The 17,754-nt window shown below is 71.0% G+C and carries 17 protein-coding genes; 9 read left to right on the forward strand and 8 right to left on the reverse strand.

What is annotated here, in order from left to right; genetic code table 11:
• Nucleotides 1-547: 547 nt before the first annotated feature.
• Genes G401_RS0136230 through G401_RS53780 form a run of 3 tightly spaced genes read right to left on the reverse strand, consistent with a single transcriptional unit; the run spans nt 548 to nt 3,998 of the window.
• The gene (locus G401_RS0136230; RefSeq protein ID WP_027346334.1) at nt 548-1,147 is read right to left on the reverse strand and encodes a TetR/AcrR family transcriptional regulator; all 600 of its coding nucleotides are present in this window, start codon (nt 1,145-1,147) and stop codon (nt 548-550) included.
• Nucleotides 1,144-3,237, reverse strand: coding sequence for a YhgE/Pip domain-containing protein (locus G401_RS0136235; protein WP_034594162.1), 2,094 nt, complete (start codon nt 3,235-3,237; stop codon nt 1,144-1,146). The genes G401_RS0136230 and G401_RS0136235 overlap by 4 nt, the downstream gene beginning before the upstream one ends.
• Nucleotides 3,238-3,242: 5 nt before the next feature.
• Nucleotides 3,243-3,998 carry an ABC transporter ATP-binding protein gene (locus tag G401_RS53780; protein ID WP_027346336.1) on the reverse strand — a complete coding sequence of 252 codons (756 nt, stop codon included), beginning with the start codon at nt 3,996-3,998 and terminating at the stop codon, nt 3,243-3,245.
• Nucleotides 3,999-4,162: 164 nt separating this feature from the next.
• On the opposite strand from G401_RS53780, the gene G401_RS55290 reads away from it, so the two are divergent.
• Nucleotides 4,163-4,852 (forward strand): PASTA domain-containing protein, encoded by a 690-nt coding sequence (locus G401_RS55290; protein ID WP_157546721.1) that lies wholly within the window; start codon nt 4,163-4,165, stop codon nt 4,850-4,852.
• Here the strand turns inward: G401_RS55290 and G401_RS53790 are convergent.
• The gene (locus tag G401_RS53790) at nt 4,794-6,215 is read right to left on the reverse strand and encodes a hypothetical protein (protein ID WP_051367733.1); all 1,422 of its coding nucleotides are present in this window, start codon (nt 6,213-6,215) and stop codon (nt 4,794-4,796) included. The genes G401_RS55290 and G401_RS53790 overlap by 59 nt on opposite strands.
• A 65-nt stretch (nt 6,216-6,280) precedes the next feature.
• Here G401_RS53790 and G401_RS0136255 point away from each other — a divergent pair, with 65 nt between their 5' ends.
• Entirely contained in the window at nt 6,281-6,706 is a 426-nt protein-coding gene (locus tag G401_RS0136255; RefSeq protein WP_027346337.1) for a GNAT family N-acetyltransferase, read from the forward strand.
• A 105-nt stretch (nt 6,707-6,811) separates the two neighbouring features.
• On the opposite strand, the gene hemQ is transcribed toward G401_RS0136255, so the two are convergent.
• The 3 genes from hemQ to hemE are packed head-to-tail and all read right to left on the reverse strand — an operon-like array spanning nt 6,812 to nt 9,944.
• Entirely contained in the window at nt 6,812-7,513 is a 702-nt protein-coding gene (gene hemQ / locus G401_RS0136260) for a hydrogen peroxide-dependent heme synthase (RefSeq protein ID WP_027346338.1), read from the reverse strand.
• Nucleotides 7,510-8,838 carry a protoporphyrinogen oxidase gene (hemG, locus tag G401_RS0136265; RefSeq protein ID WP_027346339.1) on the reverse strand — a complete coding sequence of 443 codons (1,329 nt, stop codon included), beginning with the start codon at nt 8,836-8,838 and terminating at the stop codon, nt 7,510-7,512. The genes hemQ and hemG overlap by 4 nt, the downstream gene beginning before the upstream one ends.
• The gene (gene hemE, locus G401_RS0136270) at nt 8,838-9,944 is read right to left on the reverse strand and encodes a uroporphyrinogen decarboxylase (protein ID WP_245602022.1); all 1,107 of its coding nucleotides are present in this window, start codon (nt 9,942-9,944) and stop codon (nt 8,838-8,840) included. Before hemE ends, hemG begins: the two co-directional genes overlap by 1 nt.
• Nucleotides 9,945-10,078: 134 nt before the next feature.
• Here hemE and G401_RS0136275 point away from each other — a divergent pair, with 134 nt between their 5' ends.
• From G401_RS0136275 to G401_RS0136305, 7 genes are all read left to right on the forward strand, one after another.
• Nucleotides 10,079-10,639 carry a DUF3000 domain-containing protein gene (locus G401_RS0136275; protein ID WP_034594165.1) on the forward strand — a complete coding sequence of 187 codons (561 nt, stop codon included), beginning with the start codon at nt 10,079-10,081 and terminating at the stop codon, nt 10,637-10,639.
• A gap of 177 nt (nt 10,640-10,816) precedes the next feature.
• Nucleotides 10,817-12,133, forward strand: a complete 1,317-nt coding sequence (locus tag G401_RS50890; protein WP_157546723.1) for an HRDC domain-containing protein — start codon at nt 10,817-10,819, stop codon at nt 12,131-12,133.
• A 92-nt stretch (nt 12,134-12,225) separates the two neighbouring features.
• Nucleotides 12,226-13,449: a thiolase family protein gene (locus G401_RS0136285; RefSeq protein WP_027346342.1), complete on the forward strand. Its 1,224-nt coding sequence runs from the start codon at nt 12,226-12,228 to the stop codon at nt 13,447-13,449.
• Nucleotides 13,446-15,506 carry a 3-hydroxyacyl-CoA dehydrogenase NAD-binding domain-containing protein gene (locus tag G401_RS0136290; RefSeq protein ID WP_034594167.1) on the forward strand — a complete coding sequence of 687 codons (2,061 nt, stop codon included), beginning with the start codon at nt 13,446-13,448 and terminating at the stop codon, nt 15,504-15,506. The genes G401_RS0136285 and G401_RS0136290 overlap by 4 nt, the downstream gene beginning before the upstream one ends.
• A gap of 73 nt (nt 15,507-15,579) precedes the next feature.
• Entirely contained in the window at nt 15,580-16,317 is a 738-nt protein-coding gene (locus tag G401_RS0136295; RefSeq protein ID WP_027346344.1) for an alpha/beta hydrolase, read from the forward strand.
• A 186-nt stretch (nt 16,318-16,503) separates the two neighbouring features.
• A complete protein-coding gene (locus G401_RS0136300) occupies nt 16,504-16,761 on the forward strand; it encodes a type II toxin-antitoxin system Phd/YefM family antitoxin (protein WP_027346345.1) in 258 nt (85 codons plus the stop codon).
• A complete protein-coding gene (locus G401_RS0136305; protein WP_027346346.1) occupies nt 16,758-17,018 on the forward strand; it encodes a Txe/YoeB family addiction module toxin in 261 nt (86 codons plus the stop codon). The genes G401_RS0136300 and G401_RS0136305 overlap by 4 nt, the downstream gene beginning before the upstream one ends.
• A gap of 131 nt (nt 17,019-17,149) precedes the next feature.
• Here G401_RS0136305 and G401_RS0136310 read toward each other — a convergent pair whose 3' ends face one another.
• Complete coding sequence (locus G401_RS0136310) at nt 17,150-17,743, reverse strand: DUF7711 family protein (RefSeq protein ID WP_027346347.1); 594 nt, start codon at nt 17,741-17,743, stop codon at nt 17,150-17,152.
• Nucleotides 17,744-17,754: the final 11 nt, after the last annotated feature.

Below are 17,754 nucleotides of genomic sequence, written 5' to 3' on the forward strand. Positions count from 1 at the left end.
ACAGCGGCCGAGATGTAAAAACGCACCCCGCACCCAAGATCCACAGCGGGCGGATGTAGAAAACCAGCCCGAATCGACATACCAGCCGCAATGGATCAAGAGAACAGCCCCGAAAACTACATCCCAGCCGCGAACAATCACCAGCAAGCCGACCCACCCAACCACCATTTCGGACAGTCACGACAAAGGCCGGGCACGGCCACGCTTCAGCGACCCGCAGCACCCCTGAACGGCTTCGTAAATGTGGATCTTGACGGATGTCTAGAAAGCAACGTCAAACCGGCCAGAATGATGTTTCTTTCCCGACATCCGTCAAGATCCAGCCCACTGCGACCGCCCACAAGTCGGACAGTCACGACAAAGTCCGGACGGGGGTTCGGGGTAAACGGTGACCGGACGACGGTGAACGATGCTTCGCCCCACTGTGCTGGCAGTGGAGTCCCCGGAGCGCAGCGATAGGGGCGTAACGGTCTCCCGCGGGAGGAGCGGAAGTGAGATCGACGAACCCGGGACAAAATGAACCCAAAAAGATCTTGAATGTGACGCCTCAGAGGCTGGGGCGGGTACGCAGGACCGCGAGCAGTCCGGCCTGGACTTCCTCGACCGGGCGTTCCGGCGAGAACAGCAGCCAGTCGAGTGCCACCACCAGCCCGGCCCCGAACAGTGCCGACGCCGAGATGCGGGGATCGAGTTCGGGCGGGAACTCCCCGGACGCCACGCCTGCTTCGAGGACTTCGACGATGACGCTGATGGCCTGTTCGCGTACGAGGAGGATGGTCTGCTGCCATTCGCGGTTGGTACGCCACATCTCCGCCAGCAGCAGCTGGGCGAAGGCCCGGTAGCGCTGGATGTAGGACAGCTGGGCGCCGATCAGGGCGGCGATCGCCTCGCGGGGCGGCAGTCCTTCGATGGCCGACCGGGATTCGGCGGCGAGCAGCCCGACGCCGTAGCGCAGAAGCTCCTCGTAGAGTGCGGTCTTCGAGGCGAAGTTGTAGAAGACCGTGCCCTTGGCGACGCCGGCCCGGTCGGCGATCTCGTCGACCGTGGTGCCGGAGAAGCCCTGCTCCGCGATGAGGGCGACGGCGGCTTCGAAGATCTTCCGGCGGGTCGCGTCGCGGCGGCGCGTACGCCCGTCGGATTCGGTCACATGGTCAGGATAGGGTGCAGGTCGGCCGGGCGGAGCCGGCGGGCGCGCCGGGCGGACAGCGTGGTCAGTGCGAAGGCGCCGAGGGCGAAGCAGGCGAGCACGGCGACGGCCGTCCAGACCACGTCCGCCGAGCCGCCGACGGTCAGCCGGCGCAGGGCAGCGATCACGTAGGTCATCGGCAGCCACGGGTGCAGCGCCTGGAAGAAGCCCGGCGACGTCTGCACCGGATAGGTGCCGCCCGACGAGGTCAGCTGCAGCATGAGCAGGGCCAGCGCGACCAGGCGGCCGGGCGTGCCGAGGGCGGCGCCGAGCAGTTGCACGATCGCCGTGAACGCGAGCGCGGTCAGGATCAGCATCGCGACCGTGCCCGCCGGGGAGATCGGGACGAGACCGAGGGCGTACCGCAGGACGAGGTAGAGGATCACGGCCTGGGCGGTGCCGACCGCGGCCGCCGGCAGGTATCCGGCCAGCGCCACCCGCCAGGATCGGCCGCCGGCCAGCACGTGCCGCCGGTTCAACGGCTTGAGCAGCATGTACGCGAGCATCGCCCCGACCCACAGCGCCAGCGCGATGAAGTAGGGCGCGAAGCCGACGCCGTACGTGGCGGCCGCGTGGCGTACCGAGCGTTGCAGGTCGACGGGGTTGCCGAGCACGCCCGCCCGGGCCGCGCGGTCGTCCGGGTCGTAGCCGGGGATCTTCTCCGCGCCGTCGGCCAGCCCGTCGGCGAGTCGCTGCGCGCCGTCGGTCAGCGTGGCGAGGCCGGTCGCGAGGCTGCGCGTACCGGTGGACAGGCTGCTCAGGCCGCTGTCCAGTTGGCGGGCGCCGGACGCGAGCCGGTAGACGCCGCCGGCCAGTTGCCGGGCTCCGGTCGCCGCGCTGCGCGTACCGTCGGAAAGTCTCTGGGCTCCGGCGGCGAGCGAGTCGAGGCCGGCGGCGAGCTGATCCACCTGGTCACGGGCCTGGGCGACCTGGTCTGCGAGGTGAGGCGCGGCCTGCGCGACGGCGCGCGCCTGCGTCGCCACGGCGCGCAGCGTGGCGACGATCTTGTCCAGATCCTGCAGCTGCGCGCGGAGCTGCACCGCTGCCACCACCGCCTCATGCGCCGCGGCCGTGTCCAGATTCTGGGCCTTGAGCTGCGCTTCCACCTCTTGTGTACGCGCGACCGCCCGATCGGCCAGCGCCGGCAGCTCGCCGAGGTGGTCGGCGATCGTGTCGGCCCCGTCGGCGATGACCGTCGCGGCCCGGGCGATGTCGTCGGCGTGCTCGCGCAGCGTCGGCTCGACCGCGTCGACGGCCTTGTCCACGGCCCCGGCGAGCTGCCGCCCACCGGCTGCGGCCTGGGCGGTTCCGTCCGCGAGCTGCGCCGACCCGGCCTCCAGAGTGGACAGACCGGCGGCGAGATCCCGGGCGCCCGAGTTCGCGCCGTTCAGCCCGTTCGCGAGGGTGGCCGCCCCGGACTGGGCCTGATCGGCGCCATTGGCAAGCTTTCCCGCCCCGGTACGCGCCTGCCCGGCCCCGTCGGCCAGCTGACCCGCCCCGTCGGCGGCCTGCGCGGTCTGGCCCTTCAGATCGGTGAAGCCGACCAGCATCCGGTCGAAGAAGGTGGCCGACGCGCTGCTCGCGGCGGCCGCCCGGATCTCGGCGAAGGCGCTGCGCGCGAGCAGTCCCGACAGGTAGTTCGTGGCGTCGTCGCTCTCCACGGTCAGCTGGGCCTGCTCGGCCGCGTGCGCGGGATCGGGGTCGGCCGCGAGGTCCTTCGAGAAGTCCGCCGGGATCGTGAACACCAGGTGGTACGCGCCGCTGCGCAGACCGGCCTCCGCCTGGGCGGCCGAGGTCGGGACCCAGCCGAAGACCTGCCGGTCGATCAGCTTGTCCGCGAGATCGCGTCCGGCGTGGACGGTCGAGCCGTCGCTCGCGGCGGCGTCCTGGTCGGCGAGGACCAGCGCGACCGGGATCTTGTTCAGATGGTTGTAGGGATCCCAGAAGGCCGCGAGGTACACGGCACCGTAGAGCAGCGGCACGACGGCGAGTACGCACAGCGCCGCCCGCGTCAGCCGGTGCCGCAGGAACCGGCGCAGGTCGACAAGCATGGGGGTCAGTTCCCTTCGCGCATGGTCACCACGGCGGCCCGGCCGGCGGCGCTGATCTCCTCGATCAGCGTGGCCTGCTCGGCGGGGGTGAGGCCGAGATCGAGATCGTCGATGAGGATCACGCCGGGATCGGAGATCAGGGCGACGTGCAGCATCAGCTCGTGCCGCTGCAGGGGACTCAGGTCCCGGGCGAGCGTACGCGGATCGAACGGCAGTGCGGCGGCGCGTTCGTCGAGCTCACGACGGGTCCGGCGGAACAGCGGCCGGAGCAGCCGGAGCCGTTCGGCGAGATGATCCCGCCCGGTCAGCATCGGTTCAGGCTCGTACGCGTTCCGCACCAGCCCCAGCGCGACCCCTCTCGCCCCCGGGCCCGCCCCTGCCGGGTCCGCCCCCTTGATCCGGTTTGGATCAGGGAGATCACCCGAATCTTGGGCCTTGATCACGTGCGAAACCGTGATCCGAACCGGCTCGGCCGGACAGCCCGAGCCGGCACGCGGGTCGGGTGTGGCGCGGGGGTTGGGGGTGGTGCGCGGTCTGCGCGGCTGGGCGTAGTTGCCGGCGAGGGAGAGCAGCGCGGCCGTACGCCCGCTGTTCGGCGGGCCGGCCAGCGCCACGATCTCGCCGGGGTAGACGGTCACCGGCTCGGAAAGACCGAGCCCGCGGGCCACCAGGACCGGGGTGGGCGCCGCGGGCTCTTCAGCCGTTCCCGTGTTCTCCGCGTCTTCCGCGATCGCGGGAGCCTGAACCTCCGCAGTGTTCATGTCGGCTCCCCAGAAAACTGAACTGACCGGTCGGTACAGAAACTTACGCGGACCGGCCGTCGCGCGCCAGCCGCGTACCGGTGACCTGCCTCACGCCGCGTCGTACCAGAACTGGACAGTCGCCGGGTCGCCCGAACCGCCCCTCATCGGGGATGCTGTACCGCATGCTTGGCATCGTGCGGCGCCGTCCACTGGTGACCCTGATCGCGCTCGTCGTCCTCGTGGGCGTCGCGTACGGCGGGGGTTCGCTGATCGCGTACCTGCAGAAGCATCCACGGACGACACCACTGGCCTCGGAGATGTCGACCGGCCCGTCGGCCCCGGCGCAGAGCCCGTCCCCGTCGCCCTCGCCGCTGCCCTCCGGCTACCTGCTGCTGCCCGACCTGAGCAAGCGCCGCGCGCCCGACGCCCAGTCGATGCTGTCGCTGCTCGGCTTCAAGGTGAACCTCCAGGACAGCAGCGGCGCCGGCCGCCTCATCGTCGACCCCGCCAACTGGATCGTCGACGGGCAGGACCCGCCGGCCGACAGTGCCGTGGCGATCAAGTCACCGGTCACCCTCAAGGTGCACAAGCCGACCGACGGCAAGGGCGACCAGAAGTTCAGCCTCGGCGTGATGCCCAACGTGGTCTGCAAGAACCTGCAGGACGCGTACGACGCGCTGCACAAGGCGACCTACTTCAACATCGGGTCCAAGGACGCGTCCGGCGCGAACCGGCTCCAGCTGCTGACCGCGGACTGGATCGTCGTCGGGCAGTCCGAGACGGCCGGCAAGAAGCCGGGCCTGCTCACGCACATCACGCTGACCGTCGTGAAATACAACGAATCCACCGGAGACTCCGGCTGCGAAAGCTGACCCGCACGGGCGGGGGCTCGGCCTTCCCGAGGCGGGCGTGGAAGCGCAGCAGCCGCGTCCGCTCCGGTCCGAGCCAGCGCTCCGCGCCGTCGAGGAGTTCGGCCGTGCCTTCCACCGGCTTTCCGGCCGGTAGGTAGGCCGAGGCCGCCCACCGGTCCAGCCAGTCGACGACATCCCGTCGCGCCTTCGGCCCGAGCGCGGGATCATCGGCCGTACGCAACGCGACGAGCAGGGCCGGCCACGTGCCGCGGGCCGCTTCCAGGCGATAGCCGGCGAGGCGTACGTGCGGCGGCCGCCGGTCGCCCAGCAGATCGCGGAGAAGTGCCGGGGACAGCTCGGGCGCGTGCCTGAGCAGTGCCCGGGTGGCCTGGCGCACCACCGCGGGTTCGGAGTCGGTCAGCAACGCCAGGAAGTCGTCGACCCGGCCGGCATCCAACTGCCGCAGCGCTCGGACGGCGGCGGACCGCAGGGCCGCGCGCCGATGCGTCAGGTACGCGACGAGCAGCCCCGCGTCGGCGGCACCCCCGGTCTCGGCCAGCCCGCGAAGGACGGCGGTACGCGGATCCGGCCCGAGCAGCCGTCGGTACCGTGCGGCCGGGTCCTCGCCGGCTCCACGGAGGATCGTCTGGGCCGTCTGGCGTACGCCGGAGTTGCGATCGGTCAGCGCGGCCGTGGCGAGTGCGACGTCACCGGTACGCGCCAGCACCGACCGTCGCACGTGGACACTGCGGTTGACGGCCAGGCCGAGCAGGTCGGCGGGCTCGACGGCGGCGACGGCCAGCGCGCGTACCTGGCCGTCGGGGTGGTCACGGACGGCGGTGAGCAACTCGTCCCGGCTCAACCGGCCACGTTCGATCCGCGTCGCGTACGCGATGCGGCGCGACCGCTGACCGGCGGCCGTCAACGCGGCGACCGGCACCTCGGCCAGGGCCTCCCGGACGCGGGGCGGCAACCACCGGCCCTCGTGCCGCTGTTCCAGCCCGAAGACGAGGTCGGCGCTCGGCAGCCAGATCTCCGCCGGCCCCCCGAGCAGCACGGCGTACGCGGCCCGGGCGCGCTCGCGTACGGCGTGGACCCAGTCCGCGGCGCGGAGCGCGAGCACGCAGGCTCCCAGGGCGGACGGCCGCCCGGCGAAGTACGCGACGGCGCGCTCCCGCACGAATCCGTCGGCGAGCACGGACGCGATCAGTGCCCGGAACTCGTCGGTGAGCTCCGGCTCGACCTGCCACGGCCAGGCCGCCCGCAACCGGTCGGCGAGGATCGGCCACTGCCGCGGGGCGAGGGAGACCAGTGCGGCGGTCAGCGCCGCCCGCTCCCGCGGATCAGGGCCGACGTCCCGCACCCGGTACGCGAGTTCGTCCATCCCGGGATTGTGCGAATCCGCCGGTCCGGACCGCCACCGGAATACCAGCCCTTATCCTCGGCTGCATGGAGCTGATCTCGAAGACGTTCGCCGAGCTGGACACCGTGACCCTCTACCGGATCCTCCAACTCCGCGTGGACGTGTTCGTGGTCGAGCAGGAGTGCGCGTACCCCGAAATCGACGGGCGCGACCCCGAACCGGGAACCGTCCACGTGTACGCGCAGGACGGCGGCGAGATCGTCGGCTACCTCCGCATCCTCGAGGACCAGGACGGGAAGGCACGCATCGGCCGGGTCCTGACGGCGAAGCAGGCGCGCGGCACCGGACTCGGCGGGCAGCTCATGCGGAAGGCTCTGGAGATCATCGGAGACCGGCCGTCCGTGCTGGACGCCCAGTCCCACCTCGTCGGCTTCTACGAGACCTTCGGCTTCACCGCAAGCGGGGAATCCTATGTGGAGGACGGGATCCCGCACACCCCGATGGCGCGCTAGCGCCGTCGACACCCCCGAATCCGAGTCGGCCCCGCGATCGGAGCGCGCCGCGTCGCGTATTCCCGAAGTGGAGAAGAAGCGACGCGGCGCGTGCGAAGCCGAAGATCAGGGGAGCGTGTTGATGATGTCGGCGATGGCGCGGCGGCGGCCGGTGTAGAAGGGCACCTCTTCGCGGACGTGCCGGCGGGCCCGGGAGGCGCGCAGGTCGCGCATGAGGTCGACGATGCGGTGGAGCTCGTCGGCTTCGAACGCGAGCATCCACTCGTAGTCGCCCAGGGCGAACGACGCGACCGTGTTGGCGCGGACGTCCGGGTATCCGCGGGCCATCTGCCCGTGTTCGGCCAGCATCTCGCGGCGCTCCGCGTCGGGCAGCAGGTACCACTCGTAGGAGCGGACGAACGGGTAGACGCAGATGTACGCGCGCGCCTCCTCCCCCGCCAGGAAGGCCGGGATGTGGCTGCGGTTGAACTCGGCCGGGCGGTGCAGGGCGGCCTGGGACCAGACCGGGGCGAGGCTGCGCCCGAGCGCGGTACGCCGCAGCAGCCCGTACGCGTCCTGCAGCGCGTCGGCGGACGAGGAGTGCCACCAGATCATCAGGTCGGCGTCGGCCCGCAGACCGGAGACGTCGTAGGTGCCGCGGATCGTGACGTCCTTGTCGGCGAGGCGTTCGAAGAGGCCCTCGACCTCGCCGGTGATGTCGTCCCGCAGCGACGGCAGCGGGGCGGCGGCCCGGAAGACCGACCACATCGTGTAGCGGATGGTGTCGTTGAGTTGCCGCAGGCGCGCGGCGTTGGACTGATCGGTCACGGCAGGAATCCTCCCAGGTGAGCGGCGGCACGAGCGCCGGAGGTGATGCAGACGGGCAGGCCGACGCCGTCGAAGGCGGCCCCCGCGAGGGCGATCGGCCGGTCCGCGAGGGCGTCGCGGGCGGCGGCGACGCGGTCGACGTGGCCGGGGGCGTACTGCGGGAGTGCCCCGCCCCATCGGGTCACCCGGCCGGCCGTCGGCTCGGGTACGGCGCCGAGGATGGTGCGCAGATCGTCGAGCACCCGGCCGAGCAGCGTGGCGTCGGTCTGGTGCAGGGCCTCCGTGTCGCCGTACCGGCCGATCGAGGTGCGCAGCACGACCTCACCCGGGAACGCCGCCGCCAGATGTGTCCACTTGCGAGTGAAGAACGTGCCGGCCTTGATGGTCAGCCCCTGGTCGGCCGGCACCAGGAAACCGCTCAGCTCCGGCAGGTCGAACGGCGGCAGCCGCAGGGTCGCGAGGCCGATGCTCGCGTACGGGAGGGCGGCCAGGTCGGCCAGGCCGGTCAGGGCGGCCGCCGGCTTCGCCGGGACCGCGATCACGTGGGCGTCCGCGGGCCACTCGCTCAGGTCGCGTACCGGGGTCCCGGTCTTCACCTGTACGCCGAGCGAGGCCAGCCGCTCCGCGAGCGCGTCGACGAGCCGCGACAGTCCACCCACGACGGTGCCGAACACCGGTTTCGGGGCGGATGCCGGGGCCAGGCCGGTCGAGGCGTGCGCCCGGCTCGCGGCCGCCGTCGCCGCCACCGCGTCCCGCAGGGTCGTCCGCGTACGGAGTTCGGCGTGCAGGGCCGGAATCGTGGCCTGGAGGGAGAGCAGGTCGGCGCGGCCCGCGTACACCCCGCCGAGGAGGGGGTCGACGAGATGTTCGACGACCGCGCCGCCGAGCCGCTCCCGGACCAGTACCCCGACCGCGATGTCGCCCGCCGGCAGCACCGGTACGCCCTTGTCCACGTCGTCCGCGGACAGCTCGGCGATCCCGTCGAGCACCGCGCCCGGCCCCGGTACGCCCATCACGGTCCCGCCGGGTAGCGGCCGTAGCGTGCCGTCGACCCAGAGCCCGGCCGAGCCGGTAGCCGGATGCACGATGTCGTCGAGCAGGCCGAGCCGGTCGAGGAGGGCCACGACACCGCTCGGGCCGCCGGTCGCGCCGTCGCGCATGAGGAACTGCTCGGGTCCGGTCTCGATGCCGTCCGGGCCGGTCTGGATCTTGCCGCCGAGCCGGTCGGTGCTCTCGACCACGGTGACCTGGTGACCCGCCTCGGCCAGATCCAGGGCGGCGGTCAGCCCCGCGATCCCGCCGCCGACGACTACGACGCTGCCCATCAGCGCATGCTGACCTTGTGCACCAGCTCGACGATGCGGGTCAGCACCGCCGGGTCGGTCTCGGGCGGCACCCCGTGACCCAGGTTGAAGACGTGTCCCGGGGCGGCCTCGCCCTCGGCCAGCACCCGGCGTACCTCGTGTTCGATGACGTCCCACGGGGCCAGCAGCAGCGCCGGATCCAGGTTGCCCTGGACCGCCCGCGACCGGGGCTCCGGCAGCGGCTCGCCGGTGGCCGCCCGCGGCAGCACCAGGTCCGGGCGTACGCCGATCAGCCGGCTCGCCTCGTCCAGCGGCGTACGCCAGTCGACGCCGACGACGTCCGCGCCCGCCTCGGCCATCGCCGGGAGCAGGTGGCCGGTGCCCACGCCGAAGTGGATCCGGGGCACGCCGGTGCCGGCCAGACCCTGCAGGACGTGCGCGGAATGCGGCAGGACGAAGGTCCGGTAGTCGGCCTCGCTGAGCGCGCCGGCCCACGAGTCGAACAGCTGGACCGCGCTGACCCCCGCCTCGACCTGTACGCGCAGGAAGGTGAGCGTGATCTCGGCCAGCCGGGCGGCGAGCGCGTGCCACAGCTGCGGATCGCCGTGCATGAGCGCCTTGGTCCGGGCGTGGCTCTTGGACGGGCCGCCCTCGATGAGGTAGCTCGCCAGGGTGAACGGGGCGCCCGCGAAGCCGATCAGGGGCGTGTCGCCGAGCTCGGTCAGCAGCAGCCGGATCGCGTCGTCCACAAAGGAGACCTGAGCGGGTTCGAGCTCGCCCACCCGGGCGAGGTCGGCCATCGCCTGGATCGGCTGCGCCACGACCGGACCGGTGCCGGGGACGATGTCGAGGTCCACGCCGGCCGCGGCGACCGGGACGACGATGTCGCTGTAGAGGATCGCGGCATCCACGTTGTGCCGGCGGACGGGCTGGAGGGTGATCTCGCGGACGAGCTCGGGGGTCCGGCACGCCTCCAACATCGACAGTCCGGCCTGGGCTCGCAACTCTCGGTATTCCGGCAGCGAACGGCCGGCCTGGCGCATGAACCAGACGGGCGTGTGTTCGACCGTCTCACCTCGGCAGGCCCGGACGAATACGGAGTCAGCGGGAACGGCAACGCTGGTCATTCTCACCATCGTGCCAGCAGAACAGAGAGTGGCGACGCGCGGGGCCGAAAGAAGGTCCGCAGGTCACGGCCCAACTACTGAGTAACGGCGTGCCGAAGCGCGACGCGGGATGCGAAGGGACCTAGGGTTGCGCTATGCCGACCACGCTGCGCACTCCCCCGGAAGTCTTCAGTCGGGGGGTGGAGGCGCTGCGGGCCACGGAGGCACGGCGGGAGATCTCGATCGAGGAAATCGGCGCGCCCGCCCGGCTCGCACCCTTCGCCTTCGCCCTCGGCGCCACCGTCCTGCGCGACGGCGACGAGGTCGCCACCGGACGCCTCATCCTCCTGCACGACCCCGCCGGCCACGAGGCCTGGCAGGGGACGACCCGCCTGGTCACCTACGTCACCGCCGACCTCGAACCGGAGCTCGCCACCGACCCGCTGCTCCCCCAGGTCGGCTGGTCGTGGCTGGTCGACGCGCTCGACACGTACACCGGAAAGGGCTATCTGGCGATCGGCGGGACGGTCACTCAGACGATCTCGACCCGATTCGGCGACCTGGCCGCCGACGGTGCCGACGCGGATCTGGAGATCCGCGCGTCCTGGAGCCCGCAGGGCGGTCTCGAAGATCACATGAGGGCCTGGTGCGCGATGCTGGCCTCCACCGCGGGGCTGCCCCCGGAAGGTGTCACGGCGCTACCCGGCAGACATTGAGTCCACAGGACTAAGATCACCGGAACGCGGGTGGAACCGGCCGTCCGCAGCCTCGCGCCCCACCGACAGATCGGACCTATCCGAGTGATCCTCACAACTCGTCCCGCCGCCGCGCCGCCCACGCGCTCCCGGCGGATCACGGCGAACCCGTAGGTTGTTCACGTGACCGACGACGAGATGGTGACGCGACGTCGGACCCGCTCCCGCGGTGGCGAGCCCTCGACGGAGGACACCGCGCCCGACGCGGGTCCCGCGCCCGTCCTGCTGACCTCCCCCGCCGAGGGGACGCCCGACCCGGTGGCGACGCCCGCCGGGCTCGCGGCCGCCGTGGAGCGCTTCGCGCACGGCTCGGGGCCGGTGGCCGTCGACGCCGAGCGCGCCTCCGGCTACCGCTACAGCCAGCGCGCGTACCTGGTGCAGCTGCGCCGGCAGGGCGCCGGCACCGTGCTCATCGACCCCGTGCCGCTCGCCGACCTCGCCACCCTCGACGAGGCGCTCGCGAGCACCGAGTGGGTCCTGCACGCCGCCAGCCAGGACCTCGCCTGCCTGGCCGAGCTCGGCCTGCGCCCGCGCAAGCTCTTCGACACCGAGCTCGCCGCGCGCCTGGCCGGTTTCGAACGCGTCGGGCTCGCGGCCCTCACCGAGAACCTTCTCGGGTACGCGCTGGAGAAGCACCATTCAGCGGCGGACTGGTCGACGAGGCCGCTGCCGGACTCCTGGCTGAGCTACGCCGCGCTGGACGTCGAGCTGCTCGTCGAACTGCGGGACGCGCTCGCCCAGGAACTCGCCGACCAGGGCAAGACCGAATGGGCCGCCCAGGAGTTCGCCGCACTGGTCGCGACCGGCGCGCAGCCGCCGAAACAGCGTACGGACCCGTGGCGGCGGACCTCCGGCATGCACCGCGTCCGCGGCCAGCGGGCCCAGGCTCGCGTACGCGCGCTCTGGTACGCCCGGGATCTCATCGCGCAGCGGCGGGACACGGCTCCGGGACGCGTACTGCCGGACGCCTCGATCGTGGCCGCCGCGGAGATGGACCCGAAGACGGAGCGCGAGCTGCTGGTGCTGCCGGGGTTCGGCGGCCGATCGACCCGGCGGCTGGCGGCGACCTGGCTGGAAGCGCTGTCCGAGGCACGTTCTCTGCCGGATTCGGCGCTGCCGACCACGCCGCCGTACGACGGGCCGCCCCCGCCGCACCGCTGGGCGGAACGCGACCCGGTGGCCGCGGCGCGGCTGGCGCGGGCCCGGGAGCTGGTGACCCGTCTGGCGGCCGAGGTGAACATGCCGCCGGAGAACCTCATCACCCCCGAGTTCGTCCGCCGGCTGGCCTGGGAGCCGCCGGCCGACCTGAGCGAGGTCGGCGAGCTGCTCGCGTCCTACGGCGCCCGCCTCTGGCAGCGCGAACTGCTCGCCGACGACCTCGCGAAGGCGCTGGCCGAGCCGGCTCCCGCCGCGGCGCCGCCGCCGGCCGCGGAGCCCGCGCCGCCCGTGGAGTAACGCGGATTCCTCACACCCGGGGGCGGGTATCTACCGGTCGGTACTTACTCACGGGTAACATCCGAGAAGTCCCACCACTCCAAGGAGGCGCTGTGCCCCGCAACGTCCGCGATGTCGTCTTCGTCGACGGCGTCCGCACTCCCTTCGGCAAGGCCGGGGGTGTGTACGCCCAGACCCGCGCCGACGATCTCGTCATCCGCTGCATTCGTGAACTGCTGAAGCGCAACCCGCAGCTGCCGCCCGAGCGCGTCGAGGAGGTGGCGATCGCCGCCACGACGCAGATCGGCGACCAGGGCCTGACCCTGGGCCGCACCGCCGCCCTGCTGTCGGGCCTGCCGAAGACCACTCCGGGCTACTCGATCGACCGCATGTGCGCCGGCGCGATGACCGCCGTGACGACCGTCGCGGGCAGCATCGCCATGGGCGCCATCGACATCGCGATCGCCGGCGGCGTCGAGCACATGGGCCGCCACCCGATGGGCGAGGGCGTCGACCCGAACCCCCGCATCCTCGCCGAGAAGCTGGTCGACCCGTCGGCGCTGGTCATGGGCTCCACCGCGGAGAACCTGCACGACCGGCTGCCCGAGGTGACCAAGGAGCGTACCGACCGGTTCGGCCTGCGCTCGCAGGAGAAGACCGCCGCCGCGTACGCCGCCGGCAAGCTGCAGCCCGACCTCGTCCCCATGGCCGTACGCGACGCGGACGGCGCCTGGGGCCTGTCCACCGTCGACGAGGCGCCCCGCAGCACGAGCCTGGCCAAGCTGGCCACGCTGAAGACGCCGTTCCGTCCACACGGGAGGGTGTCGGCGGGCAACTCGGCCGGCCTGAACGACGGCGCCACCGCGGCCATCCTCGCGTCCGCCGAGGCCGCCGAGGAACTGGGCCTGCCCGTCGCGATGAAGCTCGTCAGCTTCGGTTTCGTCGGCGTCGAGCCCGAGGTCATGGGCGTCGGCCCGATCCCGTCGACCGAGAAGGCGCTCAAGGTCGCCGGGCTCACCATCGACGACATCGGCCTGTTCGAGCTGAACGAGGCGTTCGCCGTCCAGGTGCTGGCCTTCCTCGACCACTTCGGCATCAAGGACGACGACCCCCGCGTGAACCAGTGGGGCGGCGCGATCGCGATCGGCCACCCGCTCGCTTCGTCCGGCGTACGCCTGATGACGCAGCTGGCCCGGCAGTTCGCCGAGCAGCCCGAGGTCCGCTACGGCCTGACCGCCATGTGCATCGGCATCGGCATGGGCGGGACGGTCATCTGGGAGAACCCTCGTTGGTCGCAGGCCAAGCAGCCGGCACATTGGAACGGAGAAGCGAAGTGACCTTCCCTGCTGAGACCGTGACGCAGGCGAAGCTTCGCCTCACGGCGGTACCCGGGCTCGACAAGCCGGCGGCCGTCATCACGCTGGACAACGGGTTCGACCACACCAAGCCCAACACGATGGGTCCCGGCGGCCTCGCCGCCCTGTCGTCGGCCATCGACGCGGCGCTCGCGGCCGATCCGGCGTTCATCGCCGTCACCGGCAAGCCGTACATCTTCTGCGTCGGCGCCGACCTCATGGGCATCGGCTACGTCACCACGCGTGAGCAGGCTCTGGAGATCGCGAACCTCGGCCATTCCGTGTACGCGAAGCTGCGCGAGTCGGCCGTCCCCACGTTCGCCTTCGTCAACGGGGCGGCCATGGGCGGCGGCGTCGAGCTCGCCCTGCACTGCCACTACCGGACGGTGTCGGCGGGCGCGGCCGCGGTCTCGCTGCCCGAGGTGAGCCTGGGCCTGGTCCCCGGCTGGGGCGGTACGCAGCTCCTGCCGAACCTCGTCGGGGTCATCCCCGCCGCGCAGGTCGTCGTGCAGAACCCGCTCATGATGAACAAGCAGCTCAAGCCGAAGAACGTCATCGAGCTCGGCATCGCCGACGCGCTCTTCGAGGCGGCCGACTTCCTGGAGTCCTCGCTCGCCTGGGCCGCCGGCGTGGTGAACGGAACCGTCACGGTGGAACGGCCCGAGGTCGACCGCAGCGAGATGTGGGACGCGGTCGTCGGCTTCGCCCGCATGGAGCTGGACAAGAAGATCCACGGCGCGTCCAAGGCCGCCACGCGGGCCCTGGACCTGTTGCAGCTGGCCAAGAACGGCGTCACCGAGGAAGGCCTCGCCGCCGAGCGGGACGCCCTCGCCGACCTGATCATGTCGCAGGAGCTGCGGGCCGGCATCTACTCCTTCGACCTCGTGCAGCGGCGGGCCAAGCGCCCGGCCGGCGCGCCGGACAAGGGCTACGCCCGCGACGTCACCAAGGTCGGCGTCGTCGGCGCCGGTCTCATGGCCTCGCAGCTCGCCCTGCTGTTCGCGAAGCGGCTGGAGGTCCCGGTGGTCATGACCGACCTCGACCAGGCCCGCGTGGACAAGGGCGTCGCGTACGTGCACGCCGAGATCGCCAAGGCCGTCGGCAAGGGCCGGATGTCCCGGCTGCAGGCCGACAAGCTGCGTACGCTCGTCACCGGCACGGTCGACAAGAGCACCTTCGCCGACGCCGACTTCGTCATCGAGGCGGTCTTCGAGGAGCTGTCGGTCAAGCAGAAGGTCTGGGCCGAGATCGAGGAGATCGTCTCGCCGGAGTGCGTCCTCGCGACGAACACCTCGTCGCTGTCGGTCTCCGCGATGGGTGCCGAGCTGAAGCACCCCGAGCGGATCGTCGGCTTCCACTTCTTCAACCCGGTGGCGCTCATGCCGCTGCTGGAGATCGTGCGGGCCGAGAAGACGAACGACGCGACCCTCGCGACCGCGTTCGCGGTGGGCAAGCAGCTGAAGAAGTCGTGCGTACTGGTCAAGGACGCGCCCGCCTTCGTCTTCAACCGCATCCTCACCCGCTTCTTCGGCGAGATCTACTCGGCGATCGACCTCGGTACGCCGCTCGACGTGGCCAACACCGCGCTCGACCCGCTGGGCCTGCCGATGCGCCCGCTCGAACTCCTCCAGCTGGTCGGCCCGGCCGTCGCGGCGCACGTGGGCAACACGCTGCACCAGGCGTACCCGGACCGGTTCACGGCCTCGCCGAGCCTGGCGAAGATCGTGGCCGCGGGCCTGCCGCTCATCGTGGACGAGGCCCCGAACCCCGAGGTGGTCGCGCTGCTGCAGGGCGGCCAGAGCCCGCTGACGGCCGAGGAGGTACGCGAGCGCGCGCTCGCCGCGCTGGCCGAGGAGATCCGGATCATGCTCGACGAGGGCGTGGTGGCCGACTCCGCGGACATCGACCTGTGCCTCATCCTCGGCGGCGGCTGGCCGTTCTACCTGGGCGGCATCACGCCGTACCTGGACCGGACCGGCGTCTCCGAGAAGGTCACGGGCAAGCGTTTCGCCGCTCCCGGCGTGGCGACGCTCCCCTGAAGCACCGCTTTTCCGGGGGCCGCCTTTCGTGCGGCCCCCTTTTCTTTTCCGCTCCGAGTGGCAGGATGTCGCCATGTCGCATGAGGCGTACGCGTTCGACGGCTCGTCCGGGGTCGGTGTCCTGGTCTGCCACGGCTTCACGGGTTCGCCGGTCAGCATGCGCCCCTGGGCCGAGCACCTGGCCGCCCAGAACTGGTCCGTACGCCTCCCGCTCCTGCCCGGCCACGGTACACACTGGACGGACGCGAACCGGACCACCTGGGAACACTGGTTTTCCGCCGTCACCGCGGCCTTCGCCTCGTTGCGCGAGACCTGCTCGCAGGTCTTCGTCGTCGGGTTGTCGATGGGCGGCACCCTCGCCCTGCGCCTCGCCGAGGAGAACGGTCCGGCGATCTCCGGCGTCGTGGTGGTCAACCCGTCCGTGCTCCTGCCGCCCCGCGACAATCTCCTGCTGCCGGTGATCGGTCGAGTCCTCTCGAACCTGCCGGCCATCGGCAACGACATCAAGAAGCCGGACGTGACCGAAGGCGCGTACGACCGGACGCCTTTGAAGGCAGCTCTCTCCCTACGATCGTTCCAGCGGCTCGTACGCGAAGACCTCGGGAAGGTCACGCAGCCGCTGCTGTTGCTGCGGTCGGCGGAGGACCACGTGGTGCCGGCGGCGTCGAGTGCCTTCGTCCTGAGCCACGTCGGGTCGGCGGCGAAGCGGGAGATCGTCCTGGCCGACAGCTACCACGTGGCGACGCTGGACAACGACGCGGAGCTGATCTTCTCCGAAAGCACAGACTTCATCAACTCCCTGGTCGGCTGATGACCGAGTTCCACGACTGGGACGACATCCGCGCGGAGCTGGACGACCGAAACAGCGCGGCCCTCGCCACGGAACGGGCCCGCACCGAGGCGTGGGCCAACGCTTTCCATCTCGCTGCGCGACGAGCGGTGGACGATGACCAAGCCAGCTTGTACCATATCTGGTACAAGTCGCAGGAGGTCCACCATGACGGCGGCGATCAGCGCCAGCGAAGCACGCAAGACACTGTTCCCGTTGATCGAACGCGTCAATGAGGACCACACACCCATTGAGATCGTCTCGAAGCGTGGCAATGTCGTACTGGTCAGCAAGGAAGACTGGGACGCGATCGTAGAGACCAATTACCTGCTGCGGTCCCCCGCCAATGCCAAGCGCCTCGCGGAGAGCATCGAGCAGTGGCGGACCGGCCACACCACGGAGCGGGATCTGGACCTCGATCAGTGAAGCTGAGCTGGACCGACCATGCCTGGGACGACTACCTGTACTGGCAGACGCAGGATCGAAAGACGCTGAAGCGGATCAACACGTTGATCGCGGACATCAAACGGGACCCGGACGGGCAGGGAATCGGCAAGCCCGAGATTCTGCGCAACAACCTCGCCGGGCTGCGATCACGCCGCATCGACGACGAACACCGCCTGGTGTACGCGGTCCAGCCGGACGAAATCACGATCATCTCGTGCCGTTACCACTACGAATGAGGGCGTCAGCCAGATGTAGGATGGCGACCTCGACGTCACCGAGGTCGCGCCCTCAGCCGCTACCCTCCGGCGCTCGGCGCGGCTACGTATCATCTTCGATGGCGGCACCGACCTTTGCCAGATCGCCTGAATCAGCCATGGACGGCCGCTAGAAGGTCGAGGTAGCCGTGGACGGCCCGCCAGAGGTGATCTTCCGGGTGGAAGCCGTCACCTCGGTGTCCCCGCCGCCAGTCGGCCTCCCAGTAGAGTTCCTCGACCTGCCGCACATGGGTGAGACTCGCCGCCAGTTCCGCCGCGAGCTGTTCGCGAAGGACGGCCGGATGAGGTTCGGGCAGGCGTAGCGACTCAACACGGCCGGTACTCAGTGCATCCATGGAAGACACGTCGATCCCCTCGCTCGCCGACCATAAACGCAACGGGCGGCGAATGGCGTGGTTGGAAACCGGCCACTCCGTCGGCCGCCAATGCCGCTCAACGGGCGCCTTGTCCATCTCCAGCAGGTGAGCGAGGCTGGCTGCCCATGGCGGACTCGTGCCCCAGATGACGTCCGCCAACGGCAGGTCGACCACGCAAGCAACCTGTACGTAGTCGAGATCGGCAGGGGACTCCAGTACCGGACCGAAGGCGTAGACGCTGAGCAGGGCCGGCACGCTCGCGAAAGGGCTGACCTGCTGGGCGCGTTCGGCGATGCTGCGGAGTCGGCGCACCGCGGTCGAAAGGCGCATCCGGGTATTCT

The organism is Hamadaea tsunoensis DSM 44101, from assembly GCF_000428945.1.
In the GTDB taxonomy this organism is placed as follows: domain Bacteria; phylum Actinomycetota; class Actinomycetes; order Mycobacteriales; family Micromonosporaceae; genus Hamadaea; species Hamadaea tsunoensis.